This window comes from uncultured Schumannella sp. (assembly GCF_905479755.1).
Classification (GTDB): domain Bacteria; phylum Actinomycetota; class Actinomycetes; order Actinomycetales; family Microbacteriaceae; genus DCRR01.
The window spans coordinates 1-13,049 of sequence record NZ_CAJQNT010000011.1 but is presented as its reverse complement, the minus strand read 5'-3'; the positions used below and the strand labels follow the sequence as shown (position 1 = coordinate 13,049).

Annotated in this window: 17 protein-coding genes; 14 read left to right on the top strand and 3 right to left on the bottom strand. The window is 70.3% G+C overall.

Translation table 11 applies throughout. From position 1 onward, the window contains the following. Window positions 1–32 precede the first annotated feature (32 nt). From QZ258_RS03860 to rimM, 4 genes are all read left to right on the top strand, one after another. Complete coding sequence (locus tag QZ258_RS03860) at window positions 33–986, top strand: DMT family transporter (protein ID WP_294179193.1); 954 nt, start codon at window positions 33–35, stop codon at window positions 984–986. 214 nt (window positions 987–1,200) lie between these two features. Further along, the gene (rpsP, locus tag QZ258_RS03855; protein WP_294179192.1) at window positions 1,201–1,656 is read left to right on the top strand and encodes a 30S ribosomal protein S16; all 456 of its coding nucleotides are present in this window, start codon (window positions 1,201–1,203) and stop codon (window positions 1,654–1,656) included. 5 nt (window positions 1,657–1,661) lie between these two features. Next, entirely contained in the window at window positions 1,662–1,901 is a 240-nt protein-coding gene (locus tag QZ258_RS03850; RefSeq protein ID WP_294179190.1) for an RNA-binding protein, read from the top strand. Between the two features lie 62 nt (window positions 1,902–1,963). Further along, the gene (gene rimM / locus QZ258_RS03845) at window positions 1,964–2,503 is read left to right on the top strand and encodes a ribosome maturation factor RimM (protein WP_294179188.1); all 540 of its coding nucleotides are present in this window, start codon (window positions 1,964–1,966) and stop codon (window positions 2,501–2,503) included. 224 nt (window positions 2,504–2,727) lie between these two features. Here rimM and QZ258_RS03840 read toward each other — a convergent pair whose 3' ends face one another. Continuing rightward, entirely contained in the window at window positions 2,728–3,612 is an 885-nt protein-coding gene (locus QZ258_RS03840; protein WP_294179186.1) for a type IV toxin-antitoxin system AbiEi family antitoxin domain-containing protein, read from the bottom strand. 330 nt (window positions 3,613–3,942) lie between these two features. Here QZ258_RS03840 and trmD point away from each other — a divergent pair, with 330 nt between their 5' ends. Next, on the top strand, window positions 3,943–4,650 hold the full coding sequence (trmD, locus tag QZ258_RS03835) for a tRNA (guanosine(37)-N1)-methyltransferase TrmD (RefSeq protein ID WP_294179185.1): 708 nt from the start codon (window positions 3,943–3,945) through the stop codon (window positions 4,648–4,650). On the opposite strand, the gene map is transcribed toward trmD, so the two are convergent. Then, window positions 4,647–5,417, bottom strand: coding sequence for a type I methionyl aminopeptidase (map, locus tag QZ258_RS03830; RefSeq protein ID WP_294179183.1), 771 nt, complete (start codon window positions 5,415–5,417; stop codon window positions 4,647–4,649). The two genes, trmD and map, sit on opposite strands and share 4 nt — an antisense overlap. A 207-nt stretch (window positions 5,418–5,624) precedes the next feature. On the opposite strand from map, the gene rplS reads away from it, so the two are divergent. The 5 genes from rplS to QZ258_RS03805 all read left to right on the top strand — a co-directional run bounded on the left by rplS (window position 5,625) and on the right by QZ258_RS03805 (window position 8,167). Further along, window positions 5,625–5,972, top strand: coding sequence for a 50S ribosomal protein L19 (gene rplS, locus QZ258_RS03825; RefSeq protein ID WP_294179182.1), 348 nt, complete (start codon window positions 5,625–5,627; stop codon window positions 5,970–5,972). Between the two features lie 253 nt (window positions 5,973–6,225). After that, on the top strand, window positions 6,226–6,972 hold the full coding sequence (lepB, locus tag QZ258_RS03820; RefSeq protein ID WP_294179181.1) for a signal peptidase I: 747 nt from the start codon (window positions 6,226–6,228) through the stop codon (window positions 6,970–6,972). 9 nt (window positions 6,973–6,981) lie between these two features. After that, on the top strand, window positions 6,982–7,674 hold the full coding sequence (locus QZ258_RS03815; protein WP_294179179.1) for a ribonuclease HII: 693 nt from the start codon (window positions 6,982–6,984) through the stop codon (window positions 7,672–7,674). A gap of 18 nt (window positions 7,675–7,692) precedes the next feature. Next, the gene (locus QZ258_RS03810; protein ID WP_294179177.1) at window positions 7,693–8,016 is read left to right on the top strand and encodes a DUF2469 family protein; all 324 of its coding nucleotides are present in this window, start codon (window positions 7,693–7,695) and stop codon (window positions 8,014–8,016) included. Window positions 8,017–8,023: 7 nt separating this feature from the next. After that, window positions 8,024–8,167 carry a hypothetical protein gene (locus QZ258_RS03805; RefSeq protein ID WP_294179175.1) on the top strand — a complete coding sequence of 48 codons (144 nt, stop codon included), beginning with the start codon at window positions 8,024–8,026 and terminating at the stop codon, window positions 8,165–8,167. On the opposite strand, the gene QZ258_RS03800 is transcribed toward QZ258_RS03805, so the two are convergent. Next, window positions 8,151–8,546: a DUF1801 domain-containing protein gene (locus tag QZ258_RS03800; protein ID WP_294179173.1), complete on the bottom strand. Its 396-nt coding sequence runs from the start codon at window positions 8,544–8,546 to the stop codon at window positions 8,151–8,153. The genes QZ258_RS03805 and QZ258_RS03800 overlap by 17 nt on opposite strands. A gap of 107 nt (window positions 8,547–8,653) precedes the next feature. On the opposite strand from QZ258_RS03800, the gene QZ258_RS03795 reads away from it, so the two are divergent. The 4 genes from QZ258_RS03795 to QZ258_RS03780 are packed head-to-tail and all read left to right on the top strand — an operon-like array spanning window position 8,654 to window position 12,838. Then, window positions 8,654–9,019, top strand: coding sequence for a YraN family protein (locus QZ258_RS03795; RefSeq protein ID WP_294179172.1), 366 nt, complete (start codon window positions 8,654–8,656; stop codon window positions 9,017–9,019). Continuing rightward, window positions 9,019–10,554, top strand: a complete 1,536-nt coding sequence (locus QZ258_RS03790) for a YifB family Mg chelatase-like AAA ATPase (RefSeq protein ID WP_294179171.1) — start codon at window positions 9,019–9,021, stop codon at window positions 10,552–10,554. Before QZ258_RS03795 ends, QZ258_RS03790 begins: the two co-directional genes overlap by 1 nt. Further along, window positions 10,551–11,813 carry a DNA-processing protein DprA gene (dprA, locus tag QZ258_RS03785; RefSeq protein WP_294179169.1) on the top strand — a complete coding sequence of 421 codons (1,263 nt, stop codon included), beginning with the start codon at window positions 10,551–10,553 and terminating at the stop codon, window positions 11,811–11,813. Before QZ258_RS03790 ends, dprA begins: the two co-directional genes overlap by 4 nt. A 56-nt stretch (window positions 11,814–11,869) precedes the next feature. Continuing rightward, a complete protein-coding gene (locus QZ258_RS03780; protein ID WP_294179167.1) occupies window positions 11,870–12,838 on the top strand; it encodes a phosphodiesterase in 969 nt (322 codons plus the stop codon). The last annotated feature ends 211 nt before the right edge of the window (window positions 12,839–13,049 follow it).

Sequence of the window (13,049 nt, the reverse complement as noted above, 5' to 3'; positions counted from 1 at the left end):
TCGCTGAGACCGCGACGGCCTAGCCTGAACTCGTGACTGAGACCGCCGCGGCGCCGCCGATCCGCAACCTCGCCGTGCTCGGCGCGATCGTGGTCACGCTGCTGGCCTGGGCGAGCGCGTTCGTCGTCATCCGCGATGTCGCTCCCGAAATCGGGGGCGGTGCGCTCGCGCTCGGCCGACTCCTCGTCGGAGCGCTCGCCCTCGGGGTGCTCGTGGCGGTGCGCCGCACCTGGGTGCGGCCGACGCGGCGCGAGTGGCTGCTGCTGGTGCTCTATGGGCTCGCGTGGTTCGGCGCTTACAACGTCGCCCTCAACATCGCCGAGGACACGCTCGACGCCGGCACGACCGCGATGATCGTCAACATCGGGCCGATCCTGATCGCGCTCGGGGCGGGCGCGTTTCTGGGGGAAGGAATCCCGCGCTGGCTCGTGATCGGAGCGCTCGTCGCGTTCTCCGGTGTGGTCGTCATCGGGTTCGCCTCCAGCCTCGCCGTGCCCGGCCGCGAGGTCGACATCGCCGGGATGCTCTGGGCGCTGGTCGCCGCCGTCACCTACGCCGCGGGGGTGCTCGCGCAAAAGCCCGTCTCGCGCCGGATCCCGGCCATCCAGACGACCTTCGTCGGATGCGTCGTCGGCGCCGTCGCGACCCTCCCATTCCTCGGGCAGCTGGTGATCCAGGCGCAGGCGGCGAGTGCGTCCGCGCTTCTCGGAGTCATCTACCTCGGGGTCGTGCCCACGGCGCTCGCCTTCACGACCTGGGGCTTCGCCCTGGCCCGCATGCCCGCCGGGCGGCTTGGCGTCTCGACCTACATCGTTCCTCCGCTCGTGATCGTGCTGGCCTGGATCGTCCTCGGCGAGGTGCCCGCCGTGCTCGCGGTGCTCGGGGGAGCGATCTGCCTGACCGGAGTCGCCCTCAGCCGGCGGAGATCGGGCGGTCCCGCCGCGACTCCCGCCGCGCCCGCGTCGGCGCCGCCCGCCTCCACCTGAGTCGCGGCGCGCGGTGCCGCCCGCATCCCGCGCAAATCTGCGCATGCGCTGGGCTGTTCACAGTCGGCGGCGAAATCTGCCAGAATAGTTCTTTGGGTCCCCGCTACCCGACCCTCTATCCGGTCGCGGACGATCCCCCTTTAGAACTTTCCTGCCGAGTGTGCCCCACGCGCACGGGAGCAGTTCGACCTTCATTCAACGTTTCAGGAGAATCGTGGCTGTCAAGATCCGCCTCAAGCGCCTCGGAAAGATCCGTGCGCCGTACTACCGAATCGTCGTTGCCGACTCGCGCACCAAGCGCGACGGTCGCGTCATCGAAGAGATCGGGAAGTACCACCCGACCGAGGAGCCCTCGTTCATCGAGATCGACTCCGAGCGTGCCCAGTACTGGCTGAAGGTCGGCGCGCAGCCGACCGAGCAGGTCGCGGCGCTCCTCAAGCTCTCGGGCGACTGGGGCATCTTCAAGGGCGAGAAGGGTGCCAAGAGCACCATCAAGACCAAGGAAGCGCCCGTCGCGTTCACGATCGACGAGAAGAAGAAGCCGGTTCTCAAGCCCAAGGCTGAGAAGAAGGCCGAGGCCAAGGCTGAGGCTGCCGCCGACGAGGCTCCCGCCGAGGCTCCGGCCGACGAGACGCCCGCCGAGGCTCCGGCCGACGCCGACCAGGCGTAGTCACCATGCTGGCATCCGCTTTGAAGCATCTCGTCACGGGGATCGTCGAGCACCCCGATGATGTTCAGGTGGATTCCTCGAGCTCTGCTCGTGGGGAGGTCCTCGAGGTGCGGGTGCACCCCGAGGACCTCGGCCGCGTGATCGGCCGAGCCGGTCGCACCGCCAAAGCACTGCGCACGCTCGTGAACGCCCTCGCCGACGGTCGACGCGTTCGCGTCGACGTCGTCGACACCGACGAGGCGTGAGCCCCACAACTCCCCGACCCGGCGGAGGGTCCGGTCCGCGTACCGGTGTCACCCAGCTCCGCGTGGGGCGGCTGACCAAGGCCCACGGCCTCAAGGGCGCCCTCAAGATCGAGCTGTACACCGACGATCCGGATCGGCGTTTCGCGCCCGGGTCGAGCTTCTCGCTCCAGGTTCCGACTTCGTCGCCGTGGCACGGCAAGACGCTCGAGCTCATCGAGTTGCGCTGGTACAACGCGCAACCCGTGGGCTTCTTCGTCGGGGTGAACGACCGCACCGCGGCTGAGACGCTCGTCAAGGCGATCCTCTGGGTCGACCAGGAGACCGCGGAGATTCCGGAAGAGAAAGACGCCTGGTACGACCACCAGCTGATCGGGCTCAAGGCCTTCCGCGATGGTGTCGAAATCGGCCGCATCGTGCGCGTCGACCACTTCCCGGCGCAGGACCTGCTCGTCGTCCGCACCGAGGAGCGCGAGGTGCTCGTCCCGTTCGTCGCGGCGATCGTCCCCGAGGTCGATGTCGCCGCCGGGCGCGTGACGCTGACACCGCCCGCCGGTCTCTTCGAAGACCTGCCCGACGAGCCCGAGCCCGCTGCCGACGAGTAGCCGCTCCGCCGTTACTCTCCGCCACCCCGTTACTCTCCGCCACCCCGCCTTTCCGCCACCCCGCCGCAAAGTCGGAGATTCGGCCACCTCGTCCACGAGACGTGGACGACCCCGGCTGGTTGCCGATGTTGTGCGCGGTTGTGCGCCCGAACGTGTGCCGCCGTTCCTCCCCAAAGTCGGAGATCCGAGCATGTCGTCCACGAGTCGTGGACGTCGGCGGGAGATCACCGAGCTTGCGCTCGCCGATAGGTCCGCGGTGTGTGGCCGCGATCCGTGTCGCCCGCGCGCCACAGGTGCTCGCGCCGTCGCACCATGCTGAGGATGAGCGCTTCGCATTCGGCCCATCGTTCGATCACCTGGCGGTAGCTGAGCCGGATCACGACGTAGCCGCGTGCGGTGAGGGCGAGATCGCGCGCGCGGTCCTGTTCGAAACGCTCTCCGCTGTGCCACTGCTCACCGTCGAGTTCGAGCACGAGTCGGTCGCCGATGAGCAGGTCGACGATGCCGACTCCATCGATCCGGACCTGCGTGCGCACGCCGACTCGCCGACGCCGAAGCGCCAGGCGCGCCAGCGATTCGAGTCCGGACTGGCTCGATCCGTCGGCGTGCCGCGCGGCTTGGCGTCCGATCTCCGTCGTGGACAGCGTGCGGAGCACCTCGCTCTGGGTGGCAAGGCCGAGATTCACCACGGAGTCGGCGGCGACGACGATCTCCGCGAGGGTGCCGCACCGGCTCAGCTGCGCGAGCGCCTCGAGCGGGGAGGCGAGCGGGACTCCTCCCTGGAGCGGAGTCCCGTGCCAGTGAAGGCAGGTGCCCGCCACACGGCGCCCGCGCGCTCCCGGCCACACCGCGACGTGCGCGCTCGCCGGGCGAAGCACCCACGCCCCGCGGAGCGCCAGCGCGCTCGCGCAGGTGAGTCGCCCGCCGCACTGCGCCGCTCTCACCACGTCGGCCGGCGCGACACGGGTTGCGTACCAGCCGCGGGCGATGCGGCGGATGCTCCCGTCCGAGAGCGCCCGGTTGATCTCGGCCCGGGAGATCCTGGCCTCACGCAGCGTGCGGGTCGACGCGACGCCGGAGCTCTGTTCCATCACCTGCAGGATTCGCATCGGCTGAGTGTGGCGTGCGGGCCGCGGAGAGAGCCCCGTGTCGGCGTCGCCGGGGGAGAAACCCGCGTCGACCCCGGGGTGAAGGGCGCGAAACTCGGATGCGCGGCGCTCTCGTCCACGAGCCGTGGACACGCCGGCCCCGTTTCCGAGTTTCGGCCCAGCGGGGGTCGGGGATGCGCAGAGACGAGCGGCGAGGGCCGACGCGGATCGGGGATGAGCAGAGAAGAGCGGCGCGGGCAGACTCGGAGCGGCGCGGGCCGACGAGGAGCAGAGACGAGCGGCGAGGGCCGACGCGGAGTACGTCCGCGCCGCGGTGACTAGGCTCAACGGGTGCGCATCGACATCGTCACGATCTTCCCTGAGTTCTTCTCCGTGCTCGACGTCTCCTTGCTCGGCAAGGCGCGGGCGACGGGTCTGATCGACGTCCGCGTGCACGACCTGCGCGAGTTCACCCACGACCGGCACCGCACGGTCGATGACACCCCCGCGGGCGGTGGCGCCGGCATGGTCATGAAGCCGGAGCCGTGGGGCGAAGCACTCGACGCCGTCCTCGACGGCGCGACGGATGCCGTCCTCATCTTCCCGAGCCCCGCCGGCTCGCTCTTCACCCAGCCCGCTGCACGCGAGCTGAGCCACCTCGGCCACCTGGTGTTCTGTTGCGGGCGCTACGAGGGCATCGACCAGCGCGTGATCGAGCACGCGCGGACGCGTCCCGAGGTTGCCGAGGTGCGTGAGGTCAGCCTCGGCGACTACGTGCTGAACGGCGGCGAGGTCGCCGTGATGGCGATGGTCGAAGCGATCGGCCGTCTCGTGCCGGGCGTCGTCGGCAATCCGGAGAGCCTCGTCGAGGAGAGCCACGAGGACGGCCTGCTCGAATACCCGAGCTACACGAAGCCCGCCGTGTGGCGCGGTCTCGAAACCCCCGCGGTGCTGCTCAGCGGCAACCACGCCGCGATCGCCGCCTGGCGTCGCGAGCAGCAGGTGGAGCGCACACGCCGCGTCCGCCCGGAGCTGCTCCCGCCGAGCGACGAGGTCTAGCTCGAGCGCTGCGTCAGGATGATCGGCCCGTCGTCGGTGATGGCGACCGTGTGCTCGGCGTGCGCCCCGCGGGAGCCGTCGCGCGATCGCAGGGTCCAGCCGTCGGCATCCGTGTAGATCTTGTTGGTGGTGTGCAGGAACCACGGCTCGATCGCGAACACGAGTCCGGCGCGCAGTGGCAGGCCGCGCCCGCGGCGCCCATCGTTTGGAATGTGCGGATCGCCGTGCATGATGCGGCCGACGCCGTGGCCGCCGAAGTCGAGATTGACCTTCAGGCGGTTGGCCTTGGCGACCTCGCCGATGGCTCCCGAGATGTCGCCGACCTTGTTGCCGACGACGGCAGCGGCGATCCCGGCTTCGAGCGCCTTCTCGGTGATCTCGATGAGGCGCAGGTCCTCCTCGCGCGGCGTGCCGACGGCGACCGTCAGCGCGGAGTCGGAGGCCCACCCGTTCACGATCGCGGCGAAGTCGAGCGTGAGCAGGTCGCCGTCCTGGAGCGCGTAGTCGTGCGGCAGGCCGTGCAGCACGCCGTCGTTCACGGAGGTGCAGATCACCTTGCCGAACGGTGATCCGCCGAAGGAGGGGTGATAGTCGATGTAGCAGGACTCGGCGCCCGCCGTGCGGATCATGTCGTGGGCGAGAGCGTCGAGTTCGAGCAGGTTGACGCCGACGGCGGCGGCGTCGCGGGTGGCCTCGAGAACGCTCGCCACGAACGCGCCCGCCGCGCGCATTTCTTCGATTTCGGCCGGGGTGCGCAATTCAATCACCGCACGAGCCTAGCTACTCCGGGTGCCGCACACCCGTTCAGGCGGCGGCGGGTTTCTCGCACCGGCCCGAATGTGGCAGAATAAGCGTTTGTGCCCGGCGCGTCTCTGCCATAGGGGAGCCGCGGTTCTGCCGAACAGCACAACTTTTCTTCTTCATCACCGATACCCCGCGTCCCGACCTGTGGCGAACGCAGAGAGCGAACTGACATGCACATTCTCGACACCGTCGACGCAGCCAACCTGCGCAGCGACATCCCCGACTTCCGTCCGGGCGACACCGTGAAGGTGCACGTCAACATCATCGAAGGTTCGCGCTCGCGTATCCAGGTCTTCCAGGGCGTCGTCATCGGCCGCTCGAACGAGGGCATCCGCGAGACCTTCACGGTCCGCAAGATCAGCTTCCAGGTGGGCGTCGAGCGCACCTTCCCGGTGCACTCCCCGGTGATCGATCACATCGAGATCGTCACCCGCGGTGACGTGCGCCGCGCCAAGCTCTACTACCTCCGCAACCTGCGCGGCAAGAAGGCGAAGATCAAGGAGAAGCGCGAGAGCTGAGTCTCCGCGACGTCCCGTTCGAATCCCGGCCCGGTTTTTCCGGCGCCGGGATTCGTCGTTTCCGGGCGCCTCGGCATCAACGGCTCGACACACGTGAGGGGCTCTACCGCCGTGTCCGAGCGGATGCGACCTATGCTTGCTTCGAGCCAACCGAGGTGCAATGTATTCCGAACCCACGAGATCCGAGCGATCCCTTCCGCTGGCGCCTCACTCCCGGGCGTCCGAGCCTGAGCGCCCGCGCCGCGGGTCCTCCGTGCTGCGTTTCCTGCGCGACGTGCTCATCATCCTCGCCGCCGCCGTGGTCATCTCCTTCCTCATCAAGACCTTCCTGATCCGGTCGTTCTACATCCCCTCGGAGTCGATGGAGTCGACGCTGTTGGTCAACGATCGCATCATCGTCAACGAGCTCGTCCCCGCGGTGATGCCGATCTCGCGTGGCGACATCGTCGTGTTCCAAGACCCCGGCGGGTGGCTCGTGCCGCAGCCGACGGTCGAGCAGGAGCCGATCGTGGCGGCCGTCGAATGGGTGCTGTCCTTCGTGGGCCTCACCGCACCGGACAGCAACGACCACCTGATCAAGCGGGTCATCGGTCTGCCGGGTGACGTGGTCACCTGCTGCGACGAGTACGGCCGGCTGTCGATCAATGGGATTCCGATCGACGAGCCGTACGTCAAGCTCCCGGAGGGCGTGACCAAGGTTTCGCGTGACGACTTCAGCGTCACCGTGCCGGAGGGCTCGCTCTGGGTGATGGGCGACAACCGCTACGAGTCCGCCGACTCGCGGTACAACCGCGACAAGCCCGGCAACGGATTCGTGCCCTTCGACAACGTCGTGGGGCGCGCCATCCTGATCTCGTGGCCGGTGGATCGCTGGACCTGGCTCGACAACCACGAGTTCGTGTTCTCCGGCGTCGACGACTCGGTCGCCACGCCCGCGGGCGACGACGAGACCGACGAGAGCGGAACGCCGAGCCCGCAGGCGACGACCGGCGGCGAGTGATCGGGCGCGATGGCCGTCGCTGAACCGACCCTGGAGCGGGAGCGTGCGCTCTTCGCCGACGGGGCCGCCCTCGTCATCGGATGCGATGAGGTCGGCCGGGGTGCGATCGCCGGCCCCGTCGCCGTGGGGGTGTCGGCGGCTTCGCTCGACGAGATTGAGGCCGAGCGCGTCCCGGTCGGTCTTCGCGACTCGAAGCTTCTGAGCGAGAAGCGTCGGGATGCGCTCGAGCCGCTTGCCCGCGCCTGGCTGCCGCGATCGGCGGTGGGCCTTGCCACCCCCGCCGAGGTGGAGGCGCGCGGGATCATTGCGGCCCTCGGGCTCGCAGCCAGCCGCGCGCTCGGCGAGCTGCACGCATCCGGGGTCGACTTCCGGGGCGCCGTCGTGCTGCTGGATGGTTCGCACGACTGGCTCACGGCCGCCCTGCCGCGGCGCAGCGTGCTGCCGCGCGTGATCACCCAGGTCAAGGCCGACCGTGACTGCGCCGTGGTGGCGGCCGCGTCGGTCTTGGCGAAGGTACACCGCGACCGCCTGATGATCGCGGCGCACGAGGAGGCTCCCGAATTCGGCTGGGCGAGCAATAAGGGGTACGCCAGCGCGGCGCACTACGCGGCGGTGGAGGTGCGGGGTCCGCATCCCCTGCACCGTCGGTCGTGGTTGCGAGAGCCCACCCTGGATGTCGCCGTCGAGTCGCCCGGCGCGTGACGAACTAGACTCTCAGCCGTGGATGACGACGAGTTTGAGGACTATGACCGTGAGGTCGAATTGGCCCTCTATCGCGAGTACCGCGACGTGGTGGGGCAGTTCAAGTACGTGGTCGAGACGGAGCGCCGCTTCTATCTGGCGAACGAGGTGTCGCTCGACCGCAAGGACACCGAGCACGACTTCTACTTCGAACTGACGATGAACGACGTCTGGGTGTGGGATGTCTACCGCGCCGACCGCTTTGTGAAGAGCGTGCGGGTGCTCACCTTCAAAGACGTCAACGTCGAGGTGCGCGGCGACAAGGATCTGGAGCTCCCCAAGGAGCTCGCGCTCGACGAGTAGCGGTCACATGGAAACCTACCTCGCCGTTGTGCTGACGGTGGTTGTCGTGCTCGTCGGTCTGATGATCGGCATCACCTGGGCGCTGACCCGGGCGGCGCAGCGCCGCCGGCGCGAGCTCGAAGACTCCGGAGACCTCAACCCTCCTGAATGATCTCGGCTTGCGCGATCCAGGCGCGCAGGACGCGCTCAAGTTCGTCGGCGAGTTCGGCGATCTCGGCTTCGCTCGCGAGCGTGGCCACAAGCCGATCCGGTCCCTTTCGCTCGAAGATGCCGCGCCCGTCGTCGACCACGATCGGGTGCGGGTTCGCGCGCTTCTCCGCTCCGGTGTGCAACACGAGGCGCACGCTGCCGTCGCGATTGACGCCCGTCGTCGCGAGGTGATCGGTGAGCGCGAAGCTGGGGGCGTTCCACTTGATCTCGTCGCGCAAGCGCGGATCAGCGGCGCGAATCACCGCACACAGGGCGGCGAGGGTCGCGCGAGTCGGCTCGGGAACGGTCGCCAAATAGGTCTCGGTCTCGGCGGTGCCCATACGTCGAGGGTACGACTCGACTCCTCCGCAGGGTCGAGCCGGGCCCGGAGTGCACCGATCTCGCGGTGCCTGGGGTGCTGCCCGCCCCGGCCGCGCATCCTCGAGTCATGGCGGCAAAAGACGAACTCGGCCGGCGCGGTGAGCGCATCGCCGAACAGCACCTCATCGAACGCGGGCTCGTCGTGCTCGACCGCAACTGGCGATGCCAGAGCGGCGAGATCGATCTCGTGCTGCGTGACGGTGATGAGACCGTGTTCGTCGAGGTGAAGACCCGGACGGGGCTCGGCTACGGGCATCCGCTCGAGGCGATCACGATGGTCAAGCTGGCGCGTCTTCGTCGACTCGCGGGGGAGTGGTGCGAGCATCGCCGGGCGGCTGGACTTCCGGTCGGCAGGATCCGGATCGACGCCGTCGGGGTGATCGCGCCGGTCGACGCGCCCGCCCGCATCGACCACCTCGAGGGCGTGTTCTGATGCCCGTCGGGCGCGCCCACGCGATCGCGTTGCTCGGCATCGACGGCGCCGTGGTCGAGATCGAGGCCGACATCTCTCAGCAGCTGCCGGCGTTCGTGTTGATCGGACTTCCCGATGCCGCGCTCGGCGAGGCACGCGATCGGGTGCGGGCGGCCGCGCAGAACTCCGGGGTCCCGCTTCCCTCGCGCAAACTCACCATCAATCTGTCGCCCGCGGCGCTGCCCAAGCACGGTTCCGGGTTCGATCTGGCGATCGCGATGGCGGCGTTTGCCGCCGAGGGAGCGGTCTCGGCCGAGTCGGTGGCGCGGGTCGTGCACCTGGGCGAGCTGGGGCTCGACGGGCGGCTCCGGCCGCTACCGGGCGTGCTGCCGGCGGTGCTGGCGGCGCGGCGGGCCGGCTTCGGGACGGTGCTGGTTCCCGCGGGCAACGCGGCCGAAGCGGCGCTCGTGCCCGAGATCCGTGTCGTGTCGATCACGAGCCTGCGCGACGCGGCGATCTGGCACGGTGCCGAGCTCGAGCCCGTCGAGGTCGAACCGCTCGCGCTGGCCCCGGTCGCGCGCGACGGCACCGCGGAGCACGCGGGCGACCTCTCCGAGATCCTGGGCAATCGTGACGCCGTCGAGGCGCTGCAGGTCGCGGCCGCGGGTGGGCACCACATGTTCCTGCTCGGGCCGCCGGGCGCGGGCAAGACGATGCTCGCGGCGCGGCTACCCGGGATTCTGCCCGACCTGGAGCCGACCGCCGCGCTCGAGGTCTCGTGCATCCGCTCGCTCGCGGGGCTCCCGGTCGCGGGAGAACTGCCGCGGCGCCCGCCGCTCGAGGCGCCGCACCACACCGCGAGCGCGGCCGCGATCGTCGGGGGCGGCAGCACCCTCATCCGGCCGGGCGCCGCGGCGCGGGCAGCTCACGGCGTGCTCTTCCTCGACGAGGCCCCCGAGTTCGCGCCCGGCGCGCTCGATGCGCTGCGGCAACCGCTTGAGTCGGGGGTCATCCGCATCGCCCGCGCGAACGCGACGGCCCAGTTCCCGGCGCGGTTTCAGCTCCTGCTCGCGGCGAATCCGTGTCCCTGCGGCAACGCGGGCGCCCGTGACCTGGTGTGCACCTGCACGGCGATGGCGCGACGCCGCTACCTCGGGCGACTCAGCGGCCCGCTGTTGGATCGTGTCGACATTCAGTTGCGCGTTCCGCGGATGACCGCGGCGCAACTGCGACTGCACGGCTCGGAGGCGACCGACTCGGCGCGGGCGCGCGAGCGCGTCGCCGAGGCGCGCGAGCGGGCTCGACGGCGACTGCGTGACACGCCGTGGCGCCTGAACGCGCACGTGCCCGGCTCCTGGCTCCGCACCGAGGCGGGCAGGCCGTCGACGGGCGCCACGGGCGTACTCGATCGCGCGCTCGAGCGCGGAGCGATCACGATGCGGGGTTTTGACCGCATCGTGCGCGTCGCGTGGACGCTCGCCGACCTCGACGGCGTCGAGAGACCCGGCTCCGACCAGGTGGGTCGGGCACTTCTGCTTCGAAAGGCGGCGGCATGAGCATTTCAGGTGTAGACGACGACGTGGCGGGACCGCTCGTGCGGGCGGTGAGCCCCACAGGCCTCGACGACGAAGCGATCGCCGAGCGGTTCGCGCGCGCCGCGTGGAGCCATCTCACCGAACCCGGGGATGCGGTCGGCGGCCTCCTGGTGCAGACCTTCGGAGCACCGGGCGCCCTCGACCGCGTGGTGAAGCTCGGTGACGACGAGGTGCGCGCGGCGCGCGAGCTCTTCGCCGAGATGACGGAGGTGCTGGGGGATTCGCCGAGCCTCGAACTCCTGCGCGACGCGGTGCTGCGCTGGAAGCCGCGTCGAGCCGCCACCCAGGTGATGCGAGCGCTCAGCCAGGCGCGGCGCTTCGGTGTGCAGCTCGTCGTGCCGAGCGATCCCGAGTGGCCGACACTGCTCGGCGATCTCGGAAGCCACGCCCCCCACGCGTTGTGGGTGCGCGGGCGGCGCGAGGCGCTGCTCACCCTCGAGCACTCGATGGCGATCGTCGGGGCGAGGGCGGCGACCGGGTACGGCGAGCATGTCGCGGTCGAATTGGCGAGCGGTCTCGTCGACCGCGGCTTCGCGATCGTCTCGGGCGCGGCCTACGGCATCGACGGCATCGCGCACCGCTCGGCGCTCGCGAGTTCGGGCGACACGATCGCCGTGTTGGCGGGCGGACTCGATCGGTTCTACCCGAGCGGACACGAGGCGCTCTTGACCCGGGTCACCGAACGCGGTGCCGCGATCGCCGAAGTTCCGTGCGGCACGGCGCCCACGCGGTGGAGGTTTCTGCAACGGAACAGGCTCATCGCCGCCGCGAGCTGCGCCACCGTCGTCGTCGAGGCGGGCTGGCGCTCCGGCTCGCTCAACACCGCGCACCACGCGCTCGCGCTCGGACGCCCGGTCGGGGTCGTGCCGGGGCCGGTCACGAGTTCGGCGTCGGCGGGCTGCCACCGCTTGCTGCGCGAGGCGCCCGTCGTCTGCGTCACGAGCCCCGCGGAGGCGGCCGGACTGGTCGTGAGCGGGGGCGAGGACTCGGGCACCGACACCGCGGCGTACGCCGACGCCGCGGGGCGGTCCGACGCGAACGGGGTCGAGTCGCGCGTGCTCGACGCGCTGAGTGAACGAAGCCCTCGTTCCGTCGACAACGTGGCCTCGGCTGCGGGGCTCAGCGCGGATCAGGTGCGCGCGACCCTCGGGCTGCTCGACGTCGATGGCCGGGTGCGCCAGCGTCCCAGCGGGTGGGTCAAGGTCGCGGCGCCGCGCTAGGAGGTCGCCCGCGCCGACTAGAGTTCCCCCGAGTGCACGCAACGGTGGGAGGCAGCATGGCCGCATCGCAGGTCCCGGGCTTCGTTCAGATCGGCCACCACCCGCCGCCGCGACACACGCTCGTCCACGTGAGCGACACGCATTTCCTCGCCGGGCACGCGCCGCTCTACGGCGCCGTCGACACCGATCTCGCGCTCGGGCACGCCTTCGAGCAGTTGGAACGCTCCGGGGTCCGCCCCTCGGGCATCGTGATCACCGGTGACCTCGCCGACCTCGGCGAACCGGATGCCTACCGGCGTCTGCGCGACCTGGTCGAACCCGCGGCGAAACGCCTCGGCGCCGAAATCATCTGGGTGATGGGCAACCACGACGAACGCGCCCCCTTCGCGGCGGAGCTGCTCGACGAAGCCAACGCCGGCGAGCCGCTCGACCGCGTCTACGAGCTCGACGGGCTCCGTGTCGTCGCGCTCGACTCCACCGTGCCGGGGTTCCATCACGGCGATGTCACCGAGGAGCAACTCGACTGGCTGCGCGGCGTGCTCGCGACCCCGGCGCCCGACGGCACGGTCCTTGCACTGCATCACCCGCCGCTTCCGAGCCCGGTCGAGCTGATGGCGATCCTCGAACTCGACAACCAGCCGCGCCTTGCGGATGTGCTGCGCGGCAGCGATGTGCGTGCGATCCTCGCCGGTCACCTGCACTACTCGACGCACGGGACGTTCGCGGGCATCCCCGTCTCGGTCGCCGCCGCCACCTGCTACACGATCGACGTGAGCGCGCCGCGGGGAACCCTCCGCGGGATCGACGCCGCGCAGTCGGTCAACGTCGTCAACGTCTACGACTCCGGCGTCGTGCACTCGATCGTGCCCATCAACGATGCGGCCCAGGTCGCCGGCTTCTCCGACGCGGTGCTCGATCGCCTCGCGGCGATGAGCCCGGACGAGCGGCGGGCCGCATTCTCCGACAAGTCGTCGTCGTTCAACGTCGCCGACGCGGAGGCCTCGGGCGGCCCGGGCGCGTCCTAGGCCGCAGTCGCGGTGCGCGCCGGCCGCCGTGCCCGCCCGCTCGGCGGGCCCGCCCGAATCCGACGCCACCGACGCGTGCCCGCCACCGACGCGTGCCCGCCACCGACGCGTGCCCGCTACCGACGCGTGCCCGCTACCGACGCGTGCCCGCTACCGACGCGTGCCCGCTACCGACGCGTGCCCGCTACCGACGCGTGCCCGCTACCGACGC